This window comes from Micromonospora sp. NPDC047730 (assembly GCF_043204765.1).
In the GTDB taxonomy this organism is placed as follows: Bacteria; Actinomycetota; Actinomycetes; order Mycobacteriales; family Micromonosporaceae; genus Micromonospora.
This window is the reverse complement of the sequence record NZ_JBIDCU010000029.1, coordinates 1-16,907: the sequence shown is the minus strand read 5'-3', so window position 1 is coordinate 16,907 and position 16,907 is coordinate 1. Positions and strand designations below refer to the sequence as shown.

The following is a 16,907-nucleotide window of genomic DNA, read 5'->3' as shown; positions in this document are numbered from 1 at the left end:
CTCCTAGTCTGTGCGCGGGCGAAGCCGGGCGCGCACGGTGAAGTAGGTCATCGGCCGGCCCGTGTCCGGGTCGGTCGTCGGGAGGGGGCCGGTCATCGGGCCGAAGCCCCCAACGTCCGGGCCGCCCTCGTACGCGAGGAGGTCGGCGTGAAGGTCGTCGGCGAGCCGGTAGCCGGCGGCGTCCGTCTCGGCCCAGACGACGACTCGGACCGTCGCGGTCGCGGTAACCCGCTGGCGGACGAAGGTCCCGTCGGCGAAGACGCCGCCGTACGGCAGGACCGGGACGTCGCCCTCGGGCCACTCGTCGAGGCGCTTCGTGCCGAAGGTGACGTCCGGGTGCAGGGCCCGCAGGACCGCGAGGGTCCCGGCGCGGGGGTCGAGAAACGGGACGGCCGCCCTCACTCGGGGGCCCCCTCGGTCACTTCGAGGCCCGCGGCTGTCGCCGCCTGGGTCAGGACGCCGTACTTCGCCTGTACGGGCAGGCCGCCGGGGTCTGCGATCGTGACACTGTGCGTTGCGCGGTCGGTCTCGAAGGCGCCGGTCGTGACCGGCATTTTGTGGCGCCGGATCGACTGGTGGGCCTTGACGGTCGCCGCGACCTCGCCGGCCTTCTCGGCCATCGCCTCGGCGAACTCGGCCGACTTCAGCAGCTCGGCAATGCCCTTGTGGTCGAGTCGGATATCCACGCCCGCCACGGGGCTACCTCCTTCGCAGTCGGACGGCGACGCGGGTCATGACCGGGCGAGAGGGCGAGCGCAGGTCGCGCGGGTCGCCCTCGACGTCGTAGGTGTCCGCACCGATGACCAGCCGGTCGCCGCGCTGAACATCGACCCCGGGGGCCGCGTAGACGGCGTCGCCGGACAGGAAGCCGGCGAACGTGCCGGCGGGGGCGTGCGGGCCGGTGCCGGGGTTGCCGTACTCGTCGGCGCCGGTCGGGCGTAGGACGGTCACGGCGTCGGGGAACCTCATGCGACCACCGCGCGGAACGGGTCGGCGGTTGCGGCCGGATCCGGGTCGTACGCGCTCGGCGTCCGAACCGTGTAAACGCGCGAGCCAGCCTTCCCAGCCACCCGCCGCACGATCAGGACTTCGCTCGGGGTCAGGTAACCGGACGTCGACTCGCGGGCGTATTGGTAGGAGTAGTCGCCGACGGACTCGCCCTGGTAGCCGTCGGGGTTGCGGTAGGCACGCAGGGCCGCCGCGAGGACGACGGTCGTCACCACGGCGGGGGCCGTGATGGTCGCGCCGTCCCCGGCAACCCAGTCCGTCCCGGCCTCGGCCCGGACGAGGGTCGACGCATCTTCGAGCGCCACCCCCGCCCGGACGAGGTCCGATCCGGTGAGCGTGCCGGGGGCCAGCCCTAGACGCCGCTCAAGCTCGGCGACCGGGGCGAGCGGGGGCAGGCTCACGGGTTACTCCGATCAGGCCGGGATGGTCGAGGTCTTGACCCGCAGCGCCGGGGTGACCAGAGAGGTCGTCCCGTCCTTCGCGAGTCGCTTGACCTGCATCGCCTGACAGCCGGCGTAGGTCTGGAAGACCGAGCGGTCCTTCAGGACCTTCGAGTCGTAGTCCTTGACCCAGGTCATCGCGAAGCCGTTGTCCGACTGCGAGGCCGAGAACGCGGCGCCGTCCGGCGGGTACGGGGCCCGGATCGCCAGGGTGAAGGCGTCGCGGCCGTAGAAAACGATCTCGTCGTCGTCGAAGCGGTTGTTCTCGACCACGGTGAAGGCCCGGACGCGACCGACGTTCGCGTTCCGCAGGGCCTCGGTCGAACCGGACTGCGATGCGTCGGTGAGCGCGTTCGCGTCGACCAGCTCGGCGTAGACGCCGGTACCGACGGCGGCCCACAGGCCGGCAGCCGGCAGGCCGAGGTCCCGCAGCATCTTGCGCGCCCGGGTGAACGTGAGGTGCGGCTTCGCCGGGTCGTAGGCCAGGCCCACGGACTCGGGAAGGGCCTGCATGGTCTCGGTCACGAGGTTTTCCAGGTCCTCGACGATGCCGCGGACCTGCGGCACGGTGACCTGCCGGGTGAAGTCGGCGATGTCCATGCGCATCTGAAGGTCAGACACGTCCACGGCCGAGTAGACGTGCTCGGTCATGGTGACCGGGATGGTCGACTCGGTGACCGTGTCGGTCACGATCTCCTGACCGTCGTCGGTCATCTTCCGGCGCCGGGCCTTCAGGGTGTTCGGCGTGCGGACGTTGACCACAGTGCCACGGCCGCCGCCGAAGGCGTCCTCGTAGTCGCGGTTCACGGTCGCGGCGAGCATGAGGTCATCGCGGACCAGCGCGATAGCGGTCGAGAGCACCTGCTCGGGAATGACGAAGTCGTGCGGCATTTTCTACCTTCCAGGGGGTCAGTAACCGCGCGCCGCTCGGGCGGTCGCGACGGGGTCGAAAGCGGGCGTGGCGTCGGCTGGCGCGCGGCCCGGGGTGAGGGCGGGCCTCGGCAGGCCCGGGAGCGGGTCCGGCGCGGCCGGCTGGCCCGCGGCGAAGTCGGCGGCGACCTTCTCGGCGCTCGCCTTGATCTCCTCGGGGGTCGTGCCGTTGACGTAGCCCGCCAGGTGGGCCGGGACCTTCGCGTCAGCGATGGCGGCCCGCTTCGCGGCCTCGATCGCGGCGGTGCGGGTCTGCGCAAGCTCGGCGTTGATCGCGTCGAGCTGGGTCTTCAGCTCGGCGACCTCGGTCGGCGGGGTCTGACGCTTCGCCTTGACCTCGGCCAGCTCGGCGCGAAGGTTCTCGATCAGGCGCGTGGCGCGGGCCTCGTCGTACGGGCCGTCGAGCTTCACGGCCGGCGGGGTGCTCGGGGCCGGGTCGCCGGACGGCGCCGGGTCGGTCACGGGCGGGGTGGTGGGCTCGTCGGGCACGGTTCGACCTCCTGGGTCGGTTGGGGAGTGCGCGGGACCTGCCCGCGCGGGGGCCTAGGGGCGTGCGTGAATCGTTCAACGCACGTCGACTAGGGGTGTGGCAGGGCTGAGGGGCGTCAGACGCTCCTAGGCCGTCTCAGCGGGCCTTTCGACTCGCCGATTCGCTTCGTGGGCGCGACGGAAGGCGTTGACCGCCTTTCGGCCCGACTTGCCGGCGGTCGCCTCGGCCCACAACGCCTCGAACTCTCGGGCGCGGCCGGGCCACGGGTCCGACCGGCGGTAGACAGGCGCGGGTATGCACCCGCACCCGTCGTGATACGGGTCGTCCTTCCCCGCGGTCTCCTCGGACTCATAGACCGGGCCCCGGCTGGCGAGCATCGCGCAGAAATAGCACGGGTCGCCGTCGGTCAGCCGGGCGAAGCCCAGTGCGACGGGGTCCCGCCGCGTGGTGTCCCGGATCGTCTCTCGGCCGCCGTCCGTAACGTGCCGGATCGTGGCGCGAGCGGTCGCCGCGCGGGCCTTCGCCGCCGCCTGGGCGGGCGAGGCTCCCTTGCTGGTCAGCCGCTTCACGCGGACCGGGCCGGTCACGAGGAGGGACGTCGCGAGCTGGGCCGGCGGAAGCTGACCCGCGTACGCGATCGCCGGGACCTCCTCGGTCACCCGCAGCGCTTCGCGGTGGGCGACGTAGAAGGCCCCGGCGAGGACGGCCGCCGACTGGCGGGCCGCTTCGATGATCCGGGCGACGACCTCGGCATAGACCGGGAAGGTCTGGTCGAGGTCGAGCGGGTTCAGCAGGGTTTCATAGGCGACGGTCACCTGTGCGGCGGCCTCGCCCGACAGTTGCGACTGAAGCCGGCGGTACTCGTCGGCGACCTGATCAGCCGTCGGCGCCATCGGCGGCCCCGGCGGGAGTGGTCGCGGCCGGCTCGGCCCGGCGGGCGAGCGTCGCCGCGAGCTGGGTCAGGCCGTCGGACGACTTCGCCATTTCGCGCCATCGCGTGATGTCGTCGTCGGTCACGCCCGGGATCCGCTCCCACGCGGCCTCGGCCGGCACGGCGAGCATGGTCACCATCTTCCCGAGGGCGTCGACCGCTGCGGCCATGCTGCGGGCCTCGGTGTCGCGCCAGCGGACCTGCGAGGAAGTGTCCTGCGCGGACTCCCGGTCGTTGGCCGCGAGCGCGGCGAGGCGAAGGGTCTGTTCCCAGGACTCCCCGAAGATCGTTTCGTACTCGCCGATCTTGCGCTGCGTGGCGGCCTCGGCGGCGGCGAGCGCGTCGGCGGACAGGTTGACGAGGTCGCCGAGGAGGACGTGAGGCGAAAGCTGGGCGATCGCCGCGAGCGTGCGCACGCCGGACCCGTAGGTTTCGAGGTGGCCGCTAACGTCCGTCTGGTCGAACGACCCGAACTTCGCGTCCGGCGAGTCCGTGACCCAGAGCCGATCGACGGCCGCCTGAAACGGCTCGACCGGCTGGCCGAAGAGCGGACTTTCCGGGTCGTCCACGGTCGGGATCGCCAGGCCGGTAGCCCAGCGCTGTCGGAACGACGCGAACTGAAGGGCGATCAGCAGCGAGAAGACCGCCTCGTTAATCCGGTCCTGAAGGACGATCAGCGGGCAGACGATGCCTCGGTTCTCGCCGTCGAGGCGGTCGCGGAAGCGCGCCAGCGGGGTTACGCCGAGGCCGTGGGCCTGCGGGGTGCCGACGACCTTCAGGCTCTCGCCCTTGCCCTGGGCGAGCTGGTAGACGTGCTCCCGGTCGTACAACTCGAAAAGCTGCGCGCCGTCGGCCGAGCGGCCCTTCACGTAGAGACCGTGAACGGGCCACTCGTCGCCGTCGTCCTCGTACCGCGCCCAGGTCGACAGGGCCGGTAGCGGGCGGATGCTCGGCGCCGGGGTGCCCTTCAGGACCCGCACGTACGCCGCGCCCAGCTCCAACGCCCCGCGGTGCGCGATCGTCTGCCGGGCGTCGAGCCGGTTAGCCTGCCAGAACCGCCACGGCGCGGCGTTCTCCGTCTTCTTCGCGGCCCGGTAACCGTCCACGAACAGGCCCTTTACGTAGGTCTCGCTGATCAGCGGGAGCCAGTTCGTGACGGACTTCTTCGCCAGGCTGACGTATTCGGCCTTCGCGCCGCGCGGCATGTACGGCAGGTCGTGATCGCCCCGCAGGTAGCGGGCGACCTTCCCGGCTCCCTTGTGGCGGTTGCCGGTCTCGGCGCGGTGCTCGGTAATCAGCTCTTCGGCGAGGCCGGTAATACTGCCGTCGGTCGGCAACGGACGGGCCCCCTTCCGAGGCGTGTAAACGGGTTAGAAGCCGACGAGGCGGCCGGTCGGCTTGCGGCGCTTAGCGAGTGCGCCGTCCGCGATCACGCGGGACCGGGCCATGACGGCGAGCAGCAACGCGGCCAGGGCGTCGACCTTCTTCGGCGACTCCCGGGTCTCCTTCCCGAAGCTCACGCCCCAGCGGTTCGGCCGGCGGCGGGCGTTCAGGACGTGCCGGCGAAGCCTCAGCTCGCCGTCGTGGGGGACCTCACCGTCGATGAAGGCGCGGTGAAGGGCCTCGACGGCGCGGACCGTGTCGCCCTGGTGAGAGCGCATATCCCACGCGATCGTGTGGCGGGTCGTCGCCTTCACTAGGAGGCGTTCCCCGTGTAGCTCGCGCCAGCGGTCGACGTCGGTTTCCCAGTAGGCGACATCGCTGAAGAAGCCGACGACGTCGAGGGTCGCGAAAGCGTGGTCGACGACGCCGCGGACGTCCTCCTGATTGACCTCCCAGCCGACGCCGGAAGGGCCCTCGGGCTTTTCCCAGAGGCCGAGCAAAAAGGCCGCGCCGTCGGACATTCGGACGGCGACCAGGGCCGTCGAGTCGTCCGTTCGGCCGCCGTCGAATCCGAGGGTTACCGTGTCGGCCTCGCGCCATTTCCCGGGCTCGCTGCGCTTCAGCGGGACCAGCTCGGGCAAGCCCTTCTTGCGCCGCTCTTCCGGCCCGTTCGCGTCGTATTCGTGTGGGGCGAGCCACGAGTCCGCGGCGGCGACGATTTGGTTCAGGTAGAACCGCCGTGCCTCCTCTGGGGGCGTCGCCGGGTCGTAGACCTCCTCGGCGATGCGTTCGAGGTCGACCCACAGCGAATCGCCGTAGGCCATCGCGAGGCCGTTCATTAGCTCGTCGCGGTCCGACAGGTCGATATGACCCGGGGCCTCGCGGGAGTCGTAGAGGATGCCCGTCCCGCGCGTGCGCTTCTCTTGCTGGGCGAGATACGCCAGGTAGGAGATTTCCGCGACGCTGTCCTGTCCCGGGCCGTGCGCGTTCGTGGTCTCGATTGCGCGGGCCATGCCGTCGCGGCTCTTCGCCAGGTTGCGGCGAATCACGCGGGCGAGGGCGTAGCCGCCGTTCGACTCGGTCCAGTGGTGCGTTTCGTCCATGATCGCGAAGGACGGACGCGCGCCTTCCTGACTGCTACTGGACGCGGTAACGGGCATGATCTTCCCGCCAGTAGGCGTGAAGATCCGCGTCTTTCCGACGTCCAAGCCGGCGGCCTCGACTAGCGGCGAGTCCTCGACCATTGACCGAATAGCGGCCATCGTGTTTTCGGTCTGCGTCTCGCTGACGCCCGCAATCACGATCCACGGCGCGGGGTGCGCCTTACCGACGGCCTCGCCGTCCTTCGTCCAGTGCGAGAACCGGACCGGCCCGCACAATTCCGCGAGCGCGAGCGCACCCAGGAACGGCGACTTCCCCCAGCCCTTAGCGCGGCGCAGTACCGCGCGTCGGTAAATGAAGCGTCCCCGATTGTCTACGGCGTAGAACCAAAGGACGAAGTTCAGTTGTTCCCGGGTTAACCGATAGGGCTCGCCGGCCTCGTCGCCGTCGGGCTGAAGTAGCCACGCCTCGACCCAATCGATAACGCCCCATCCGAGGGTCTTAATCGACCCGTCGAGCGGGAACGCCTCGATCGTCGTCAGGGCGTGGGCGGCGACTGCCTTTCGCGCTTCGAGCGCGGCGAGGCGGTTCAGCTCTTCGAGTTCGGCATCCCGGGCGTCCGGGGCGGTCACGCGAGCCTGTCGCGCAGCGCGGCACGACGCTCGGTCAGGGACGCGACGCCCGCCGGAAGGTCGTCCTCGGCGGCTTCGTCGTCGGTCTCGACGCGCATCCGGGCGCGCATCCGGTCTACGACGGTCGCGCCTAGGCGCTCTTCGTTCATCCGGATCTCGGACAGGGCGGCGGCCGAGGGGCGGCGCCAGTAGGCGTCCACGATCGGCGCAAGGGTCGCCAGGCGAAGCCAGTCGGTCGCGATGAAGACGGCGGCCTGCGGAGAGCGGCGCCAGGTCTCGAACCACGCGACGGTCTCGGCGCGGAACTCGCGGCCGGCGGTCAGGTCGGCCAGCTCGGGGCCGCGGACCTCGTCGTCGTCGGGAAGGACGGTCTCGCCGTGCGTCGGGGTGTTGCGGCGGCGGCGCGTCGCTTCGCTCTTCGGGGCGTGAAGGGTGCCACGGGCCACGGCGGACCTCCTCTCGGGCTACAGGTGGTAAAGGCGGATCAGGCCCCACCCCCGCAGGTACATCCACGCGCGGTTGGCGCGGGTGCCGCCGCGCGGCCAGGTGCCACGGCGGAAGGCGTGCGGCGTGGGAAGACGGACGGGCCACGTCCGGTACTCGTGGTGGGCGACCTCGTAGCAGTCGTCAGGGACGCAACCCGCGGCGGTCTCCTCGCGCGGGGCGGCGTAGGCGTAGACGACGCGGCCGAACGTCCCGACGGCGACGCCGCGCGCAGTGCGCCACGGGCGGCGGCGGTCCTCGAACATCGGCGAGGCGTAGAGGGGAAGCCAGCGGACCCAGCCGCCGAAGCGGGCGCGGCCGAAGATCACGACTCGGCCCGTGCGAGGGCGGCGTTCGCCCAAAACATGACCTCTTCGAGCTTCGTGATCGCGGTCGACTTCTCGCGGCCCTCGGGAAGGCGCGCGTTCAGGTCGTCGGCGAGCTGGCGGCACGCCTGGCGGACGCTCGTGTGCGCGTCGCGCTTCTCCTCGGTCGTCGCGGTGTGGAACGCGAAGCGGTGAGCGACGTCGGCAGGGGTCATGGGCCCTCCTCGGGCGTTTACACAGGGTGAGATTCCGGTCGGGCGCGACCCTCGATCACGACCTCTATGCCCGTACACAGCCCGAGGCGCTATGCCGCTTCGGTGGGGGCCGGGCCGGGGCGGGGGGCCACCCCCCAGGGGTCACGCAGAGTGACAACACACAGGGTCACAGCGCGCCAGGATGACGCTCGGACTCGCGAGCGCGCTTCGGCCGCGGGCGACGGGCCTGGGCGGCCTCGCCTGCGGTCTTACGTGCGTGGCAGTACGAACAGAGGGTCTGAAGGTTCGCTAGGTCGTGGTTATCGCCTCGCTCAACGTGATCGACCTCGCTGCCAGGGGCGCCGCAGCGCTCCCCCGTGGTGAATACCTGCCGGCAGCGATAGCCGTCCCTGCGCAGCACCCGCACGCGGCGAAGGGCCCAGTCGTGCGGAAGGCGGGCCCTGCGATCTGACCCTTCCCAGGTCATCGCGACCCCCAGGTAGAAGACGAACGCCCCCGGGGCGCTCGAACCCCATGCGTAAGAGGCAGTGGGGGAGCGCACGCCGGGGGCGTGGGATGGCGCTCGGGCGGGTGCTCTCGCGGCCAGGTCCGAAGGAGAGCGCCCCGCCCGAGGCGAGAGCATGGCCCCGGCCACATGTCGGCAGACAGAGGTGGGTCCGGGGCTTTCACACAGAACCCCGGTGGCCGAAGCGCCCGGGGCGTTCAAGCAGACCAGCTAGTCCGTGTGTACGGGGCCAGTCCGCAGGCCGGGAATCACCCGGCGGGGTCTCGCATACGCCCCGCCTCCCGCGCCTGTCCCTAGGGGCTCACAGGTCGGCGGGTGGCGGGGCCGTAGCGGGTGGGCGAGGGCGCGTGGTCCCTCGCTCTACTAGGTGAGTGTGCCGGGGGTGGGTGACGCGGATCTTCGAGCGGCCGAGCGGTCCCGGTCGCACTGCCGGCAGCGTCGCTGAAGGCCGTCAGGTCGGGACCTGTCCTCGGCGAAGTCCCGCGCCGGAAGGTCGCGGTCGCACGCCGCGCACCGCTTGAACGGCCGCGCGCCGCGCTCCATTCGCCGGGCGAGCTGACGACGGACGCGGGCCGCGAAGGCCGCCGGGTCGAGGGAGTGGGCCTCGGCGACCTCGGCGGCCAGCTCGTCGAGGGGGTTGGTCACTCGATCCGCTCCCAGGCCGCCGGGGCGCGCTCGACGTGGCCGGTCGCCGACGTCGCTCCCCCCCACTCCAACGCCTTCTTGACCTCGACAGTCACCGCCCGGGAAGCCGGGCCGGTCGACGTGTAGGGGCCGACGTAGACGGTTTCGGTCCATTCCTCGTCCCGCCAGCGGCTCGGCGGGTAGGTCGCCGTGATCGCGGCGCGGTACAGCGGTTCGTCAGCCTTCATCCTGCGGGACATGCGGGGCCTCCTTCAGTCGTCGCAGTCGGTCTCGAAGGCGTCGTCGTCCACGACGATCGGTACGACGACCGGGACGCCGTCGCGGTAGGTGGTCCGGTAGGTCGTCGGCTTGCTGGCCGGCTGGCGGGGCGGGGCCTGCACTCGCGGGGCCTGCGGGGCGGTGCGGGTGCCCGAGCTGGTCGAGCTGGACGACCTCGAACCGGACGACGACGAGCCGGACCCACCGCCGGGCTTCGCGCAGGCGGCCTCGGGGTCGACGCACGCGGCGACGGTCAGGGACAGCGCGCCGACCATGACGGCCGAGACGCCCAGGGACAGGGCACGGGACACGGGATCTCCTTCAGGGACAGGGAAGGGCACGCCCAGCGCGCGGCCAGACGTGCCCTTCCGGGGTGCGAGAGACGGTCTCTCGCGGGCGATCAGTGCTAGGCGGTAGGTGCGGGTGGGGTCGGGGCGCTCAGAATTTCTGAGGCGGTCTCAGGCGGTCACGAATCCGACCGCGCGCCGTGGGTACCGCGCATCACGGCCGCGCACGCGCCGATCAGGGTCGCGACCAGCATCGAAGACCCGAAGCCGATCGTCGGCAGGTCGTGAAGCCACTCGCCCCGGATCACGCCGACCGTGACCATGAAGAGCCAGCCGGTCAGGGCGATCGAGACGGCCAGGGCGGCGAGGGCGGTCATGAACTCTTTCACGGGGCGGCCTCCTGTTCGACAGTGATAGTCACGCGGTAGCGCAGCGAGGGCAGGCCGGCGAGGGCCAGGTCTTCCGGGCGCAGCTCGTAACGCAGCTCGCCCGATCCGTAGTCGCGGCCGGTCAGGGCGAGCAACCAGCCGGGCGCCGCGTCCGGGCGCTTCGGCATCCATTCGTGGATCGTGTCGACGGCGCTCTCTCGAATGCCGTCCGCCGTCGGGTCGTCGCTCACGACAGCGGGCTTCCCACGCCGAAGTGAAGGGCATCGGTCCCGTCGGCCTCGTCGGCGGCGTTCAGGATGCCGGCGGCGAAGCGGCGGGCGTCGGACGGCGTCAAGACGACGTTGAACCGCGACGGACCGTCGGCCACGCCGAGGCGGACCATCGGGCCGCGGACGGTCCGATACGCCTCGGTGTAGGCGGCGTCGGGCGGCGAGACCGCACACACGGCGTGCCGGACCGGGCCGAGCGGACCCGGCTCGCTGTCCTTCTCGTCGGCGGCCTCGGTCTCCCCCTCGGGCTCCTCGCTCGCCTCGGGCTCGGGCGGGGCGCTGTAGTCCATGAGGAAGGCCGCGACGCAGACCTCAGCGGCGATCATCTTGTCCGGCGTCGTCAGCTCGAACTCACCGGGAAGGTTGGTCACGAACTCGCGGCCCTTCGTCAGGGCCTCGTCGGGGGTGATGGTCACAGGTGACTCCTCACGTCGAGATTGCGGGCGAGCATCCGGAAGGCGACGCCGGTCGAGGACGGGAAGCGGGTATCGGCGTCGAGCTGGCGGGCGACCTCCTCGACCGCCGCCTTCACGACGGCGACGGCGTCCGGGTCGGCCGGCGGGACGTCGCCGAGGAGGGTGGTCAGGTGGTCCCGCAGGGCGGCGACGTCCTTACGGCGGAACCACTCGCCGAACATCTTCAGGTCGCCGTCGTCGTCCAGTTCGTCGGCAACCTCGCGGGTGTAGCCGTTGAAGGTATGGATGATCACGCCCGACCTCCCGTCAGGTAGTCAGCGGTGCGAAGGATCGCGTCCATGCGCTCGGCGAGCTTCGCCGTCCCGTCCGCGTAGCCGCGGGCGTTCGTCGCCGGGGCGAGCCGCGTCACGGTCTCCTCGGCGAGCTTCAGGGCCTCGGCGCGGGTCAGCCGGCCGTAACCGGCAGCGACCGTTAACGGGCCGGTCGGGACCGCAGGGGCGTCGCCGAGGAGGGCGGTCAGGTGGTCGCGCAGCTTCACGACCTCGGCGCGTTCCATGTAGTCGCCGTCAATCCGAAGCTCTCCGTCGGCGTCGAACGTCTCGCCGACGGACAGGGCGTTTCCGTTCGTGTGGCGGAAGACGGTCACACGATCACCCCGCCGCCGACGAAGTGAAGCGTCAGCCAGGCCATGAAGCCCAGCAGGACCGTCCGTCGTAGGCGTGCCCACCCGTCGACCGGGCGACCGCCGCCGACCGCGAACCACTGCCAGACGTGCTCCGACAGCGTGTCGCCTGTGCGGCTGTTGAACAGGGCCCGCAGCTCGACCAGGGCGAAGTACAGGAACCAGAGCAGCCAGGTCGCGGCGTAGTTGCCGAGGCCGAAGGCCAGGCCGGCGAGGGCCCCGAGGAGGGCCCCGCCAGCGACGTAGGGGAGAGCGCGCTTCACGCCGCCTCCCCAATCAGGAAGTCCGCGATCGCGAGGAGGGAGTCCGTGTCGACGGTCGCGCCGTCGTCGCCGAGGATCGCGAAGGCTTCCTTCACGGCCGCGACGCGCTGGGCGTCGAGCGGGAAGGACTCCTCGGTGACCAGGCGCAGCCCGAGGGCGTCCATGTCCTCGCCGGACAGGTCCGCGTACGACGCGCCCTCGGTCGTTGCCGGGGCCGGCGCGGGCGGGTCGAGCGGGGCGAGGTACCTCGGGGCGACCAGGCGGGCCATCCCACCCCCGACCGGGCGGACCCAGACGTTCCCGTCGCCGTCGCCGGGGCCGTCGTAGGTGACGCGGGTCGCGCCCGCGCGGGCGATCGACGCGGGTTCGCCGTTCGAGTAGCGCGCCCCCGGCAGAAGTCGGTACGCGCGGCCGATCTCGAACACCTGGGCCGGTGCCTCGGCGCCCTTCTCGGCCGGGTCGTGCGGCTTCAGGGCCGCCCGCAGCCGGGTTACGGCGTCGGGGGTCAGGTGGGCGATCTGCTCGCGGTCGTCGTCCTCGGCGTTCACCGCGACCGCGAGGGTCGCCGGGGCGTAGCGGCGGGCGGCGAGCGTGTAAACGCTCAGGGTGTCGCCGTCGGCGTCCTTGTGGTCGAAGATCATCGCGGAACGGTTGTACGTGCTCAACGGGCCTCCTCGGGCCGTGTGTCGTTCAGGGACACAGGAGGAGTGGGCCAGCACCCGCCGCGCTGTTCAGGTCCGGGCAACGGAAAAGGCCCGCCCCCGGGGGAGTCCCAGGGACGGGCCTTTCGGTTACTGCGGAAGGGTCACGGGCGGCGCAGCGCCGAGGCGGGGACGTACCAACCGCCGTCCCGCCGGACGCGACCCCGGCCCGAGACGAACTGGGCGCGGTAGCGCGGGTCGCTCCCCGACGGCAGGTCGGTGATCCGCACGCGGTCGCCCCGGAAGACCCCCGCGAAGGTCGGCTCGTCCTCAGTCACGATCGCCTCGTCACCGACGGCCCAGGGGCGCACGGGGGCCTCGGACAGCGGCGCGAGGCCCGACCGCTGGACGTAGGCGCCGCGGCCGATCTCCCGGCCGTCGAGGGCCTTCACGAACAGGTCACCGTCGGGGTCCGCGGGGCTGACGACCTTGACCTTCGTCGCGCCCAGCCGGACCAGCGAGCAAGGGCCCGCCACCATCCGGGCGTCGGACTTCAGCGCCACCACGTCCCCGACCTTCGGGGCGAACGGCGCTTCCGCGATCGGGTCGCCGAGGTAGGCGCGGCCGACGTACTGACCGGTAGCCCGGCTACCGTGCGCGCCAGAGCCGTCGACCGCCCGAACGTAGACGTCCTTCGCGTCTGGGAGGCTCACGACCTTCACCCGGGCCACGTCCGACGCGAAGTACACGTCGCCGCCGAAGGAGGTCTTCGCGCCCGGCTTCAGGGCGACCACGTCCCCGACCTTCAGCGGCGCGGGCGTCGCGGGCTCGGCCGGCATGGTCAGGGCGACGTCCTGGGCGCGGACCAGCCGGTCGGTCAGCGTGCCGTCGACCATCGCGCGGACGTGGTAACCGAGGCCGTTCCGGGCCGTGTAGCTCCCGCCGGTCGTGCGCCGGACCACGGCCGGGGTCCCCTTCGCCAGGCCGGCCGGGCTACCGACCGGGCTCTTCGCGTCGTCGGTCACGATCACGACCGGCGTTCCCTCGGTGAAGGCCGGGGCGGACGGCGCAGCCGGGGTGGCCGGGGTGGCCTCGGGCAGGATCGCGTCGGCGTGACGAACGAAGGCGGCCGACACGTAGCCGTGGCCCTTCAGGTCGTACGCGCCGTCGCTGTCGACCGCCTCGCGGACCTCGGCGGTGTCCTTCAGCGTGCCGTCGCGGTTGACGACCTTCACGGTCTCGCCCGGCTTCGCGTCGAGGTAGCCGCCGACGCCGTAGCGGGTCGCGAACCACTCGCCGAGCTTCCGGGCGTCGTCGGCCGAGAAGTGCGCCTGACCGAGCCGCGTGCGGTCGTCCATACGGAGGAAGGTGCCGTCGGTCAGGTGAAGCGACCGCTCGACGTCGAGCGTCGAGCGGGTCTCACCGGAGACTGCCGTCGAGGTGATGTGCAGGTTACGGGTCACGCTGGCCTCCTCAGGCCTCGTGTCTGTTGGGGACACAGGAGGAGTGGGCCAGAGCGCGCCGGGGTGTTCAGGGCAAAATAAAACCGCCCCGACGCTGTCTAGGCGCTAGACAGGCCGGGGCGGTCGGGGCCGGCTACAGGACGGGGATAGCCCAGTTGACGAAGCGCCGGTCGAGGTCAGCCGGCGGCGTCCCGCTGTCCAGCTCGGCGAGTTGTTCCGCGGCCTCGGCCTTCAGGGCCCGCAGGTAGACCAGCAGGCCCGCGCGGCGCGTGCGGTACTCGGCGAGGAGACGCAGCTTTGCGGGTGAGCAGGGCCAGGCGACACCGCACGACTGGCAGCGCCAGGTGGGCCGAGACGGCAGGTGCGGGAGGATGCGGCGGGGAACCATCAGCCCACCACCATCCGCGCACGCGGGAGCGGCCGGCGCGGCGTACCCGGCGACGGTGGGGCCGGCTTCGTCAGCCATTGGACGCCGGCCACGCGGACGAAGAGGGTCCGGCGGTCGACCGCCTCGTCCTTCGGGCCGAGCTGGTAGCCGTCCAGCCACTTCCACCCGTCGTACGTGTGCCAGTCGTCTAGGACGCGGATCACGCGGACGCGGATCGGGTTAACGAACTGGGGGCTCGCGTCGCGGGTCAGGCGGATCACGTCGCCGGACTTCAGCTTCCTTAGGGTCACCAGTGACCCCCGTTCGCGCGGAAGGCCCCGGCGCGGGTCAGCCGGCCGACGCGGCCAACGGTCCCGACCTCGCGGGTCGGGGCGTCCCAGCGGGCGCGGGTGCGCTGAACGGCCGGCGGGTATACGGGCTCGGGCGGGCGGTGACGGTCCGGGCACGCCCGCCAGCGCAGCCCGCACACGCACCAGCGGGACCAGGGGCGTCGGCGGCGGTGGACGAGGTCGGCCAGGACGGGGGCGGGGCGTAGTCGTCTCATTCCTCTACGTTCCCGTTCAACGCACCCCTTGTCAAGCGTGTAGTACCCGCGTGCCAATTGGCGGGCGTACTCTCCACGTTTGCCAAGGGGTGACCCGGCTAACCTGCGGGCGTGCCGGATCATCTGTACGGGCCTCAGGAGATCGCCGACCGCCTCGGCGTCTCGCGGGAGCGTGTCCGGCAGTTGACGCTGCGCGCTGACTGGCCGGCGCCCTATGACCGGCTCGCGATGGGGACGGTCTGGCGGATCGCTGACGTCGAGGCTTGGATTCGGAAGCACCGCCCGCACCTGGGCGAGGCGGAAGCGGAGTAGCGGCGTCCGGGGGCCGGGTGACGAAGTGACGTCAACTTCTACACTCCCGTATCTATGTCTAGGCTCCTCCTCCTCCTCCTTCTAAGAAGTAATAGGGGAGTGTAGAGATTGGGGCCACTTCGTCACTCCCGCGCCGCTCTTCACTACCCGGCGTCACCCCGGCGCTACCCGGCGCACACGGCAAACGCCCCGGGCGGTGAGCCAGGGGCGTTCGTGTTACCGTGCCGGGGCGTTCGCCTTTCCAGGGGTGGCCGCACCCGGGCCCGAAGTTCGCACCTTCGGGCCCATCTTCGTTTACACGGCTAGTCCTCGGGGTCGTGGGTGCCCTCGGCCGGGATCGCGAGGAGGCGGGCCGGGTCGAAACCTCTACGGCCACGCCGACCGGGCCGCAGGCGCAGGACTTCGTAGGCGTCGGCCAGTAGTTCGCGCTTCCCTTCGAGGTCCCGGGTGTGCCACTCCTCGGCCATCGTGCGGCCGGTCAGGACGCGGGTCACGACGGGCTCGCGCGGGGCGTCGGCCAGTAGGGCGCGCTCGGCCTGTAGCCGCTGAAGGTCGGCGAAGCCCTCGGGCGTAGCCGCCTGGGCGAGCTTGGCGAGCGTGTGGGCGATCGACTCTTCTACTTCGGCTAGGCGCCCGTCGTCCGCCACGATCACGCGCCGCTCAACCATCGGGACATGCCCGAAGTCGGACAGGAAGCGCTCTTCTAGGTACGCCTCGAAGGGGAGCGCCGAGACGACCAGGGGAGTCGGGCAGATGCCGCCGTCCGCCCGCCGCTGGCAGCGATACGCGATCAGGTCCGAGCGCCCCTTGCGGCCGGCGGCGATCTCGGCGGCGGTGCGCGAGGCGGTGCGCCGGACGACGTAGAGGTACCCGCCGCAGCCGTCGCACTCGATCAGCCGCGAGCCGAGGCGCGAGGGCTTCCGGCCGCCGCGCTTCCGAGGGTCACCAGACGGCGCGAGGGCCTTCCGCAGCTCGACCACCGTCGGAAGGTCGAGGACGGCCGGGAACGGCGTCAGGGCGCGGCCCTTGCCGTCGCGCTGGACGACGCCGCCGATCGTGACCCGACCGAGGATGTGGTCCCCCGTGAGTGCCTGCCCGAGAGTGATCCGCGACCACTCGGGCGCGCGGCGTGGCTTAGGGCCGTTCAGGTTCAACCATCGGACCGTGCGGCCGAGGGTGTGACCGTCGAGGATGCGCGACGCACACTCGCGCAGGGCGGCGGCCTCCTTCGGGCACTCGGCGAGGGTCTTTCCCTTCCCGTCAGGTGCCGGAACGATCTCGAAGCCGAAGGGGACCTCCCCGCCGGGCCAGCGGCCGGCGAGGCGCAGCCGGGTCGCACGGCCGGCGACCCGCTCGCGGGCGCGCTCGCGCTCTTCCCGGGCCGCCTCGGCTTTGATTACGAACATCATTCGGAAGGCGACGCCGCCGTTCGAGTCGACGCCCTTCGTATCCATCAACCGGACCGGGGGGCGGACGACCCGCCCGGTCGTCGGGTCCTTCCCCTCTTGCACGTCGAGGATCGTCGCCGCGACGTTCAGGCCCTCGCGGGTCATGCGGTCGACGTGATGCGCGACCAGGACGTCACAGCGTTGGTGACGGGCGTCGTTCAGCCACGCGGTGAACTGCGGGCGGTCGCGGATACCGCCGGACAGGCCGTCGTCTACGTGTAGGGCGATCTCCTCGAAGTCCTCGCGGGCGCACAGCGCGCGGCACTCGGCGACCATGTTGTCTAGCGACGTATTCGATTCGTCGGCGGCGTTGGACAGACGGACGTAGATACTCGCCCGAAGCCGGCGGCGGCCCAGGGCGGGCCCCGCGAACGGTAGGTGCGTCATGCGTTGAGCGTACCGTGCGCCGATCGTTCAGCGCACCCCGTCTAATGTGTGTCTATGGGCATGACCGTGCC

28 protein-coding genes are annotated in these 16,907 nt (G+C 71.5%); 1 reads left to right on the top strand and 27 read right to left on the bottom strand.

Annotated elements, in window-relative coordinates:
* Nucleotides 1–3 precede the first annotated feature (3 nt).
* From ACGF5G_RS33720 to ACGF5G_RS33595, 26 genes are all read right to left on the bottom strand, one after another.
* On the bottom strand, nt 4–402 hold the full coding sequence (locus tag ACGF5G_RS33720) for a hypothetical protein (protein WP_393270581.1): 399 nt from the start codon (nt 400–402) through the stop codon (nt 4–6).
* The gene (locus ACGF5G_RS33715; protein WP_393270578.1) at nt 399–695 is read right to left on the bottom strand and encodes a hypothetical protein; all 297 of its coding nucleotides are present in this window, start codon (nt 693–695) and stop codon (nt 399–401) included. The genes ACGF5G_RS33720 and ACGF5G_RS33715 overlap by 4 nt, the downstream gene beginning before the upstream one ends.
* A gap of 4 nt (nt 696–699) precedes the next feature.
* Nucleotides 700–969: a hypothetical protein gene (locus tag ACGF5G_RS33710; protein WP_393270575.1), complete on the bottom strand. Its 270-nt coding sequence runs from the start codon at nt 967–969 to the stop codon at nt 700–702.
* Nucleotides 966–1,409: a hypothetical protein gene (locus ACGF5G_RS33705; protein ID WP_393270572.1), complete on the bottom strand. Its 444-nt coding sequence runs from the start codon at nt 1,407–1,409 to the stop codon at nt 966–968. The genes ACGF5G_RS33710 and ACGF5G_RS33705 overlap by 4 nt, the downstream gene beginning before the upstream one ends.
* A 12-nt stretch (nt 1,410–1,421) precedes the next feature.
* Nucleotides 1,422–2,339 carry a P22 phage major capsid protein family protein gene (locus tag ACGF5G_RS33700; protein ID WP_393270569.1) on the bottom strand — a complete coding sequence of 306 codons (918 nt, stop codon included), beginning with the start codon at nt 2,337–2,339 and terminating at the stop codon, nt 1,422–1,424.
* An 18-nt stretch (nt 2,340–2,357) separates the two neighbouring features.
* On the bottom strand, nt 2,358–2,867 hold the full coding sequence (locus tag ACGF5G_RS33695) for a hypothetical protein (protein WP_393270566.1): 510 nt from the start codon (nt 2,865–2,867) through the stop codon (nt 2,358–2,360).
* 126 nt (nt 2,868–2,993) lie between these two features.
* Nucleotides 2,994–3,761 (bottom strand): hypothetical protein, encoded by a 768-nt coding sequence (locus tag ACGF5G_RS33690; protein ID WP_393270563.1) that lies wholly within the window; start codon nt 3,759–3,761, stop codon nt 2,994–2,996.
* A complete protein-coding gene (locus ACGF5G_RS33685; protein ID WP_393270560.1) occupies nt 3,745–5,136 on the bottom strand; it encodes a phage portal protein in 1,392 nt (463 codons plus the stop codon). Before ACGF5G_RS33685 ends, ACGF5G_RS33690 begins: the two co-directional genes overlap by 17 nt.
* Before the next feature lie 33 nt (nt 5,137–5,169).
* Complete coding sequence (locus tag ACGF5G_RS33680; protein WP_393270557.1) at nt 5,170–6,915, bottom strand: terminase; 1,746 nt, start codon at nt 6,913–6,915, stop codon at nt 5,170–5,172.
* Entirely contained in the window at nt 6,912–7,361 is a 450-nt protein-coding gene (locus ACGF5G_RS33675; RefSeq protein WP_393270555.1) for a hypothetical protein, read from the bottom strand. The genes ACGF5G_RS33680 and ACGF5G_RS33675 overlap by 4 nt, the downstream gene beginning before the upstream one ends.
* Nucleotides 7,362–7,379: 18 nt before the next feature.
* Nucleotides 7,380–7,727, bottom strand: coding sequence for a hypothetical protein (locus ACGF5G_RS33670; RefSeq protein WP_393270552.1), 348 nt, complete (start codon nt 7,725–7,727; stop codon nt 7,380–7,382).
* A complete protein-coding gene (locus ACGF5G_RS33665; protein WP_393270550.1) occupies nt 7,724–7,939 on the bottom strand; it encodes a hypothetical protein in 216 nt (71 codons plus the stop codon). The genes ACGF5G_RS33670 and ACGF5G_RS33665 overlap by 4 nt, the downstream gene beginning before the upstream one ends.
* 166 nt (nt 7,940–8,105) lie before the next feature.
* Nucleotides 8,106–8,405: an HNH endonuclease gene (locus ACGF5G_RS33660; protein WP_393270548.1), complete on the bottom strand. Its 300-nt coding sequence runs from the start codon at nt 8,403–8,405 to the stop codon at nt 8,106–8,108.
* A 402-nt stretch (nt 8,406–8,807) separates the two neighbouring features.
* On the bottom strand, nt 8,808–9,089 hold the full coding sequence (locus tag ACGF5G_RS33655; protein ID WP_393270547.1) for a hypothetical protein: 282 nt from the start codon (nt 9,087–9,089) through the stop codon (nt 8,808–8,810).
* The gene (locus tag ACGF5G_RS33650) at nt 9,086–9,328 is read right to left on the bottom strand and encodes a hypothetical protein (RefSeq protein ID WP_393270545.1); all 243 of its coding nucleotides are present in this window, start codon (nt 9,326–9,328) and stop codon (nt 9,086–9,088) included. The genes ACGF5G_RS33655 and ACGF5G_RS33650 overlap by 4 nt, the downstream gene beginning before the upstream one ends.
* 12 nt (nt 9,329–9,340) lie before the next feature.
* On the bottom strand, nt 9,341–9,658 hold the full coding sequence (locus ACGF5G_RS33645; protein ID WP_393270542.1) for a hypothetical protein: 318 nt from the start codon (nt 9,656–9,658) through the stop codon (nt 9,341–9,343).
* A 155-nt stretch (nt 9,659–9,813) separates the two neighbouring features.
* Nucleotides 9,814–10,011 (bottom strand): hypothetical protein, encoded by a 198-nt coding sequence (locus ACGF5G_RS33640; protein ID WP_393270540.1) that lies wholly within the window; start codon nt 10,009–10,011, stop codon nt 9,814–9,816.
* Nucleotides 10,012–10,019: 8 nt separating this feature from the next.
* Complete coding sequence (locus ACGF5G_RS33635) at nt 10,020–10,253, bottom strand: hypothetical protein (RefSeq protein ID WP_393270537.1); 234 nt, start codon at nt 10,251–10,253, stop codon at nt 10,020–10,022.
* Nucleotides 10,250–10,708, bottom strand: coding sequence for a hypothetical protein (locus ACGF5G_RS33630; RefSeq protein ID WP_393270535.1), 459 nt, complete (start codon nt 10,706–10,708; stop codon nt 10,250–10,252). The genes ACGF5G_RS33635 and ACGF5G_RS33630 overlap by 4 nt, the downstream gene beginning before the upstream one ends.
* Nucleotides 10,705–11,001 carry a hypothetical protein gene (locus ACGF5G_RS33625; RefSeq protein ID WP_393270532.1) on the bottom strand — a complete coding sequence of 99 codons (297 nt, stop codon included), beginning with the start codon at nt 10,999–11,001 and terminating at the stop codon, nt 10,705–10,707. Before ACGF5G_RS33625 ends, ACGF5G_RS33630 begins: the two co-directional genes overlap by 4 nt.
* Entirely contained in the window at nt 10,998–11,354 is a 357-nt protein-coding gene (locus ACGF5G_RS33620; protein WP_393270529.1) for a hypothetical protein, read from the bottom strand. Before ACGF5G_RS33620 ends, ACGF5G_RS33625 begins: the two co-directional genes overlap by 4 nt.
* Nucleotides 11,351–11,653 (bottom strand): hypothetical protein, encoded by a 303-nt coding sequence (locus ACGF5G_RS33615; RefSeq protein WP_393270527.1) that lies wholly within the window; start codon nt 11,651–11,653, stop codon nt 11,351–11,353. The genes ACGF5G_RS33620 and ACGF5G_RS33615 overlap by 4 nt, the downstream gene beginning before the upstream one ends.
* Complete coding sequence (locus tag ACGF5G_RS33610; RefSeq protein ID WP_393270524.1) at nt 11,650–12,318, bottom strand: hypothetical protein; 669 nt, start codon at nt 12,316–12,318, stop codon at nt 11,650–11,652. Before ACGF5G_RS33610 ends, ACGF5G_RS33615 begins: the two co-directional genes overlap by 4 nt.
* Before the next feature lie 140 nt (nt 12,319–12,458).
* Nucleotides 12,459–13,757: a hypothetical protein gene (locus ACGF5G_RS33605; RefSeq protein WP_393270522.1), complete on the bottom strand. Its 1,299-nt coding sequence runs from the start codon at nt 13,755–13,757 to the stop codon at nt 12,459–12,461.
* A 133-nt stretch (nt 13,758–13,890) separates the two neighbouring features.
* Entirely contained in the window at nt 13,891–14,145 is a 255-nt protein-coding gene (locus ACGF5G_RS33600; protein ID WP_393270520.1) for a flavin reductase, read from the bottom strand.
* Entirely contained in the window at nt 14,145–14,435 is a 291-nt protein-coding gene (locus ACGF5G_RS33595; RefSeq protein ID WP_393270519.1) for a hypothetical protein, read from the bottom strand. The genes ACGF5G_RS33600 and ACGF5G_RS33595 overlap by 1 nt, the downstream gene beginning before the upstream one ends.
* A gap of 365 nt (nt 14,436–14,800) precedes the next feature.
* Here ACGF5G_RS33595 and ACGF5G_RS33590 point away from each other — a divergent pair, with 365 nt between their 5' ends.
* Entirely contained in the window at nt 14,801–15,001 is a 201-nt protein-coding gene (locus tag ACGF5G_RS33590; protein WP_393270516.1) for a helix-turn-helix transcriptional regulator, read from the top strand.
* Nucleotides 15,002–15,303: 302 nt separating this feature from the next.
* Here the strand turns inward: ACGF5G_RS33590 and ACGF5G_RS33585 are convergent, their stop codons facing one another.
* A complete protein-coding gene (locus ACGF5G_RS33585) occupies nt 15,304–16,836 on the bottom strand; it encodes a recombinase family protein (protein ID WP_393270514.1) in 1,533 nt (510 codons plus the stop codon).
* Nucleotides 16,837–16,907: the final 71 nt, after the last annotated feature.

Coding starts and splice junctions, on each gene's coding strand:
- ACGF5G_RS33710 (WP_393270575.1), bottom strand. CDS start 969: ATGAGGTTCCCCGACGCCGTGACCGTCCTACGCCCGACCGGCGCCGAC.
- ACGF5G_RS33700 (WP_393270569.1), bottom strand. CDS start 2,339: ATGCCGCACGACTTCGTCATTCCCGAGCAGGTGCTCTCGACCGCTATC.
- ACGF5G_RS33690 (WP_393270563.1), bottom strand. CDS start 3,761: ATGGCGCCGACGGCTGATCAGGTCGCCGACGAGTACCGCCGGCTTCAG.
- ACGF5G_RS33665 (WP_393270550.1), bottom strand. CDS start 7,939: ATGACCCCTGCCGACGTCGCTCACCGCTTCGCGTTCCACACCGCGACG.
- ACGF5G_RS33660 (WP_393270548.1), bottom strand. CDS start 8,405: ATGACCTGGGAAGGGTCAGATCGCAGGGCCCGCCTTCCGCACGACTGG.
- ACGF5G_RS33650 (WP_393270545.1), bottom strand. CDS start 9,328: ATGTCCCGCAGGATGAAGGCTGACGAACCGCTGTACCGCGCCGCGATC.
- ACGF5G_RS33640 (WP_393270540.1), bottom strand. CDS start 10,011: ATGACCGCCCTCGCCGCCCTGGCCGTCTCGATCGCCCTGACCGGCTGG.
- ACGF5G_RS33600 (WP_393270520.1), bottom strand. CDS start 14,145: ATGGTTCCCCGCCGCATCCTCCCGCACCTGCCGTCTCGGCCCACCTGG.
- ACGF5G_RS33585 (WP_393270514.1), bottom strand. CDS start 16,836: ATGACGCACCTACCGTTCGCGGGGCCCGCCCTGGGCCGCCGCCGGCTT.